This is a genomic window from Micromonospora sp. NPDC049580 (assembly GCF_040675595.1).
GTDB lineage: Bacteria > Actinomycetota > Actinomycetes > Mycobacteriales > Micromonosporaceae > Micromonospora.
This window is the reverse complement of record NZ_JBFAPG010000344.1, coordinates 1-6,911: the sequence shown is the minus strand read 5'-3', so window position 1 is coordinate 6,911 and position 6,911 is coordinate 1. Positions and strand designations below refer to the sequence as shown.

Sequence of the window (6,911 nt, the reverse complement as noted above, 5' to 3'; positions counted from 1 at the left end):
GGGCCGAATACCGGACCCGGGGGCGAGCCCACGGTCGTTCGGGGGTCTGCAACGACCCGGCCCGGCCGGCCATTCCCCCGCCGGTTGAGCGGGCGGGGCGGCTGGCCGTGGTCCTGCGATCGTCAGGGTATGTAACGACCCCCGGCCCGCCACGATTCCGCCTCACGGATGCGACCGGTCACACCCCGACACCGCCCGGAAGCGGACATCTCACCCCCGACGGCCGCCGGGAAGCGGACATCCCGCCCCGACGGCCGCCCGGAAGCGGACATCTCACCACGGCGGCCTCCGGGAACGGTCATCTCGCCCGTTCGACGCGATGGACACGGTCGACGGGGTGTGGCCGGGCGGTGATCGACTCGGGATCGCCGATATCGGGGTGTCCGGGACGGGTTGACACCCCGACATCGCCGACCTCGTGTTGATCAAGCCGGAGCGGCGGAGCGGGCCCGGTGGCACGCATCCACGCTCCCGTGATGACCGGGATCACGCGTCCCAGGCGGGCGCGAACCCGACGACCACGCCTATGCTGGGTCATGTTTTTAGACTGACCAGTCAGTACAGTGATCGGGGTGGGCGTCGTGGTGGTCGAGGCGAGGGGTCTTGGCCTCCGTACCTCTCGAGGGTGGGTTTTTCGGGATGTCGACCTTGCGGTCAACGCGGGTGAGCTGCACGCGATCGTCGGGGCGCCCGGTAGCGGACGGACCTCTCTGCTCCTCGCCCTGGCGAACCGCTTCCCCACGAGCGAAGGCCAGGTGGAGCTCCGTGCGGCCGCGGCGCTCGGTCAGGTGGCCGGGGTGCACGAGCCCGACCCGGAGTTGACGGTCGCCGAGCACATCTCGGAACGACTGTCGCTGCTCGGGCGGCGAGCTGACCGTGCCGGGCCGACGGCCCTTCGTCCCGGTGCGGCAGACGAGCTCCCGGCAGACGAGCTTGCCGACGCCGAAGCCGAAGCCGAAGCCGAAGACGAAGTCGAAGTCGAAGTCGAAGTCGAAGTCGAAGTCGAAGGCCAAGCCGGAGGCCAAGCCGAAGCCGAAGGCCAAGTCGAAGGCCAAGCCGGAGGCGGAGGCGGGCCCGACCGACGGTCGACGGGCCGTCGAGGGTTTTTCGGGTACGGCACGGTGGGCGGTCGACCGACTGGACGGCGCGGGTCGCCCAGGCAGGGCCGGCGGGACGCGGTCGCCGCGGTGATCACGGGTGCCGGACTGGGTACCGACGTCCCGCTCGACCCGGCCAGCCGAGGACGGGACCTGACCCCGGTGCAGCGCCAGATACTCGGGCTGGTGCTCGCCACTCTCGCGGGGCCGGGGTTGATCCTCGCCGACGACATCGACGCGGGTACGGACGGCGCGGACCGCGCCCTGCTCTGGGACCTTCTCGGTCGGCTGACCGACCGGGGCATCGCGGTGGTGGTGACCGCCCGCGAGGTGGAACCGCATTCGCCGTCGATCGTGCACCGACTGGGCCCACGAGTAACCGCTGCTGCCGACCAGGACACCGAGGTGAACCGATGAGTGTTGTCCGACTGGCCTGGTTCGAGTTGCGCCGGATGACCAGGGGGCGGCTGCCGCGCGCCGCGCTGGCCGTGCTGACCGTCGTGCCGCTGCTGTACGGGGCGCTCTACCTCTACGCCTTCTGGGATCCGTACGGGAAGATGGACCGGATTCCGGTCGCCCTGGTGAACGCCGACCTGCCGGCGACGGCCAGCGACGGGTCGGTGGTGCACGCCGGGCAGGACCTGACCGACGAGCTGATCGACCGCCGGGTGTTCGGCTGGCAGGTCACCGATGCCGAGGACGCCGACGCGGGGTTGCGCAGCGGCCGGTACCACCTGGTGTTCTCCATTCCGGCGGACTTCTCGGCCACGCTCGCCGCGAGCCCCGAGCCCGGCCAGCCGGCCCATCGGGGCGAGCTGAAGGTGGTCAACGACGACGCCACCAACTACCTGTCGGGTCTGCTCGCCCGTTCGGCGTTCAGCGAGATCCGGGCCGCTGCGGCGGAGAGCGCCGCGTCCGGTTACTTCGCCCGGATGCTGGTGGGCTTCACCGATGCCAAGGCCGAGACGGGTCGGGCCGCCGACGGCGCCGGTCAGCTCGCCGACGGGCTGGGCAGCTCCGAGGCGGGCGCGGGTCGGATCGCCGACGGGTTGGACAGCTCGGCCGACGGTGCCGGGCAGGTCGCCGACGGGTTGGACAGCTCCGCCGCCGGGGCGGGCCGGCTCTCCGCCGGCCTGGACGCGAGCGCGCGGGGCGCCGACGAGTTGGCCACCGGGCTGGATCAACTGCGGACCGGCGCCGCGCAGCTCGCCGACGGCACCGCGCGGGCCGCGACGGCGACCCGCGCGGTGGCCAGCAGGGTGGACGGTGCGGCCGCGAGGATCGAGCCGGTCCTGCGGGAGAACGCCGAGCGGATCGAGCGGTCGGCGACGGCCATCGCCGACGGGGCGCAGGCGCTCGCCGACGGCCTGGATGCTCTGCCGCAGCGTGCGCAGAAGGCCCAGGCCCAGGCCCAGGTGGTGCGCGATCGGCTCGACGCCCTGGTTGCCGCGCACCCGGAGTTGGCCGACGATCCGGACGTCGTCGCCGCAAGGGCGGCCGCGGTGGCAGGAGTCGAGGCGGCGCGGGCGGTCGTCGATGGTCTCGATCAGGCCGACCTGACCGCGCTGCGCGAGCGGATGAGCGCGGTGGCCGCCACGGCGCGGCAGATCGCCGCCGCGGCGCCGCACCTGGCCGACGACGTGGCCGCCGCACGTGGCAAGGTCGACGAGCTGGCGGCCGGGCTGGGCACCCTCGCCGACGGCAGCGCCGAGCTGCGCGACGGTCTCGGCGACGCGGCGACCGGGGCCGATCAGCTGCGCGGCGGGCTGTTCCGCCTGGCCACCGGGGCCCGCGAGCTGGACGGCGGGCTCGACCGGCTCAGCGCCGGCGGCGACCGGCTCGCCGACGGCCTGATCCGGCTGGAGAGCGGCGCCGGCGAGTTGGCCTCCGGGCTGACCCGGCTGGGCGGCGGGGCCGGCGACCTCGCCGACGGCCTGGCCGACGGCGAGAAGAAGATTCCGGGGTACGACGACGCGGACGCCCGCTCCGGCGTCCTCGGCGATCCGGTGTCACTGGACCGCTCGGCCCGCCACCCGGCCGGCTCGTACGGGGTCGGCTTCGCGCCGTACTTCCTCGGTCTGGCGCTCTGGGTCGGCGCGATGATCACGTACATGCTGCTGCGGCCGGTCAACCGGCGGCACGTCATGTCCGGCGCACCCGCCTGGCGGGTCGCGCTGGCCGGCTTTCTGCCCGCCGCGGCGGTCGGGCTGGCCCAGGCCGGTGTGCTCTTCACCGTGGTGACACTGGTGTTGGGGCTGGACCCGGTGCACCCCGCCGCGACGCTGGGTCTGCTGGCGCTGGTCTCGCTCGCCTTCACCGCGATCATGCAGTGGCTGGGCGCCCAGCTCGGCCCCGCCGGGCGGCTCGCCGCGCTGGCCCTGCTGATGCTCCAGCTCACCTCCTCGGGCGGCACCTACCCGGTCCAGACCTCGCCCGGCTTCTTCCAGGCGATCCACCCCTGGTTGCCGATGAGCTACGTGGTGGCGGGGCTGCGGCACACCATCAACGGCGGCCCGGCCGGCCCGGTGGTGACGGCGGCGCTCGTGCTGCTCGGCTTCGCGGTGGCGGCGCTGGCCCTGACCACCGGCGCGGCCCGTCGCTCACGCCGGCTCACCCCGGCGAAGCTGCACCCCGAGCTGACCATGTGAGGATGGGCCGGTGACGGACGGACGGTCGAGGCGGCGGGAGGACACGCGTCAGCGGCTCTTCGTCGCCGCGGTGGACCTCATCGCCGAGCGCGGTTTCTCCGCGACCACGGTGGACGACATCGCGGCCCGGGCCGGTGTCGCGAAGGGCACGGTCTACTACAACTTCGAGTCCAAGACGGTGCTCTTCGAGGAGTTGTTGCGCCACGGCATCGGCCTGCTCACCGCCGAGTTCCGGGCGGCGGTCGCCGGGCAGCCGCCGCGCGCCGCGCTGGCGGCCCTGGTCCGCGCCGAACTGGAGTACATCCGCCGGTACCGGGCCTTCGCCCAACTGCTGCTGTCGGAGATGTGGCGGACCAACCGGGAGTGGCAGCAGACGTTGCGGCTGTTGCGCGGCGAGGCGATCGCGGTGATCGCCGAGACCGTGCGGGCCGGGGTGGACAGCGGGGACCTGCCGGCCGATCTGGACGTGCCCACCGCCTCCTCGGCGCTGTTCGGGGTGGGCCTGGTGGTGGCCGTGGACTGGCTGGTGTTCCAGCCCGACCGGCCCATCGCCGACGTGCAGGAGGCGCTGCTCGGCATCGTGCGCCGGGTCGCTCAGACCTGACCGCAAGTCCTGCTCAGGGCGGGTAAATCGGTTGAGTCGACGGGGCTGCTGCCGGCACGCTGGGTGTTCCGCCACCCACGTCCGGAGGAACTCCGATGCGCCTGCTCCGTGATCTGTGGGGCACCTCGCCGCGCCGTCTGACGCTCGTGGCCGTCCTTATCGTGCTCGGCGCCGCCGGTCAGGCGGGCGCGTCGGCGCTCGCCGGCGCGGTGCTGGTACACCGGTCGACGAGCTCCTTCGCGGTGCTGGCCGCGGCGCTGGCCGCCGTGGTGCTCAGCGATCTCGTGGTGAGCCTGTTGATGGCCGGGCTGACCGCCGACTGGTCCGCGGACGTCCGTCGGCGGCTCTGCCGGGTCGCGCTGGGGCAGGACCTGCCGAGCCTCGAGACCACGCCGGTGGGCGAGCTGCTCGACCGCATCGACGGGGACGTCTACCAGGTGGCGTCGGCGGTACGTAACCAGGGCTCGCGCCTCGCCCAGGGGCTCTGTGTCGGCCTGCTGTCGATGGTGGTGGCGCTGGCCGTGTGGTGGCCGGCCGGGATAGCGATGCTGCTGCTCACGGTGCTGCTCGGGGTGGGGCTGCGCCGGCCCACGGCGCGGATCGGCCCCGCCCGGATGGTCGAGGAGGAGGCCTGGTCGGACCTGGCCGCCGTGATGGAGGAGGCGGTGCACGGTCAGGACGACGTGCGGACCAGCCTGGCCCAGCCGTACGTGCTGCGGCTGTACGCCCGGCGCGCTGCCGCCGTGCTGTCCCGCGGCCACCGGGTCTGGGTGCTGTCCGCCCGGGTGGCGACGGTCGCCACCGCGACGATCCGGGCCGGCGTCGGCGTGGTGGTGCTCGGCGGCGCCTGGGCCCTGGCCACCGACCGGGTCGACGCCGCCCGGCTCACCGCGATCTGGCTGCTCGCCCTGGCCTTCGGGGCCACCGCCGAACACGTCAGCCGGATGGTGCCCGAGCTACAGGAGGCCCTCGGCGCGTGGGCCCGGGTGCAGTTGCTCCAGAAGGCCCGGCAGGAGCCGGTCGGCGGGGCCAGTCCGGCCGAGGGTGACCTGCGCATCCGGGACCTGACGTTCGGATACGAGGTGAGCGGCCCGGAGAGCGGGCGGGGTCCGGCCCTGCGCGGGCTCAGCCTGACCTTCGCGCGCGGCCGGTCGTACGCCCTGATCGGGCGGACCGGGTCGGGTAAGTCGACCCTGGCGAAGGTGCTCACCAGGGCCGTGGACGTGCCGTCGGGCACCGTGTTCCTCGGCGGCACCGACCTGTGTGACCTCGACGTCGAAGAGCTGCGCCGCTGGGTGGCGCTGGTGCCGCAGCGCACCGAGATCCTGGCCGGCACGCTCGCCGAGAACGTCGCGCTCTACGACCCGGAGCTGCTCGACGCCGCCGCCCGGGCGTTGGACGAGCTGGGCCTGGCCGGCTGGATCGCCGAGCTGCCCGACGGGCTCGCGACCCGGCTGGGGGAGGGCGGGCACGTGCTCTCCGCCGGCCAGGAGCAGTTGGTGGCGTTCGCCCGGATCCTGGTGCGCGATCCGCACGTGGTGATCCTGGACGAGGCCACCGCGCGGCTGGACCCGGTGACCGAGGCGCGGGTGCAGCGGGCCACCGAACGGCTGCTGCGCGACCGGATCGGCATCGTCATCGCCCACCGGCTCTCCTCGGTGCGCCGCTGCGACGAGGTGGTGGTGCTGGCCGACGGCGCGGTGGTCGAGGCCGGCCCCCTGGAGACGTCGACGCGCTTCGCCGAGCTGCTGGCGACCAGTCACGCCGCCGTGTACGCCGGCGGGGCGTCGGCGTTCCGGTCCGGCGGCGGCACCGACCTGCTGACCGGCCCGCAGAACGCCGGTAGCGACCTGTTGACCGGCCCGCAGACCGCCAGCACCGACCTGTTGACCGGCCCGGACGCCGCTGGCGCCGACCTGTTGACCGGCTCCGAGACCGCCGGCACCCGGCCGGGCGCTGGTCCGGTCGGACCGGCCGTGACGGGTGAGCCGGGCCCGGCGGCGCGGGCCGAGCCGCCGCCGTTGCCACCGACCCCGCCGGCCCGCACGTTCCGGGAGATCATCCGGCTCTGCACCAACGACCCTCGGTACGGCGCGGCGGCGATCGCGCTGTTCCTCGGGCTCAGTCTGCTCGGGCTGGACGGCCCGCTGCTGCCGTGGCTCTGGGCCGACCTGGTCGACGGGACCGGCAACCCGTACCTGCCGGCGCTGGGCATCGTGGCCGGGCTGCTGGTCACCCTGCCGCTGCCGTACTACACCCACGTCTGGTTCCCGCACTGGTGGGTGCGGCAGATGCTGCGGATCGGCCTGCGTCTGGTGCACGGCCAGACCGGCCCGCGCCGGGTCAGCTCGCACACCCCGGCCGAGGTCGTGGCGCAGGGCGGTGACACCGAGCGCGTGGTGCAACTCGCCGACAACGTGCTCGACCAGTCCGTCGCGCTGGTCCTGGTGGTCGCCATGACGGCGGTCACCGGCAGCGTCGTACCGGGGCTGTTCTTCCTCGGCACGATGGTCGTCTCCGGGCTGGCCGCGACGCTGTTCGGTCCGAAGCTGGAGCGTGCCG

4 protein-coding genes are annotated in these 6,911 nt (G+C 74.0%); all 4 read left to right on the top strand.

Annotated elements, in window-relative coordinates; genetic code table 11:
• Positions 1-572: 572 nt before the first annotated feature.
• On the top strand, positions 573-1,514 hold the full coding sequence (locus AB0J68_RS23370; RefSeq protein WP_363940472.1) for an ATP-binding cassette domain-containing protein: 942 nt from the start codon (positions 573-575) through the stop codon (positions 1,512-1,514).
• A complete protein-coding gene (locus tag AB0J68_RS23365; protein WP_363940471.1) occupies positions 1,511-3,745 on the top strand; it encodes a YhgE/Pip domain-containing protein in 2,235 nt (744 codons plus the stop codon). The genes AB0J68_RS23370 and AB0J68_RS23365 overlap by 4 nt, the downstream gene beginning before the upstream one ends.
• A gap of 10 nt (positions 3,746-3,755) precedes the next feature.
• Positions 3,756-4,349 carry a TetR/AcrR family transcriptional regulator gene (locus AB0J68_RS23360; protein ID WP_354857591.1) on the top strand — a complete coding sequence of 198 codons (594 nt, stop codon included), beginning with the start codon at positions 3,756-3,758 and terminating at the stop codon, positions 4,347-4,349.
• Between the two features lie 95 nt (positions 4,350-4,444).
• Positions 4,445-6,911 (top strand): ABC transporter ATP-binding protein (locus tag AB0J68_RS23355; protein WP_363940470.1); only part of this gene is annotated, 2,467 nt, incomplete at its 3' end.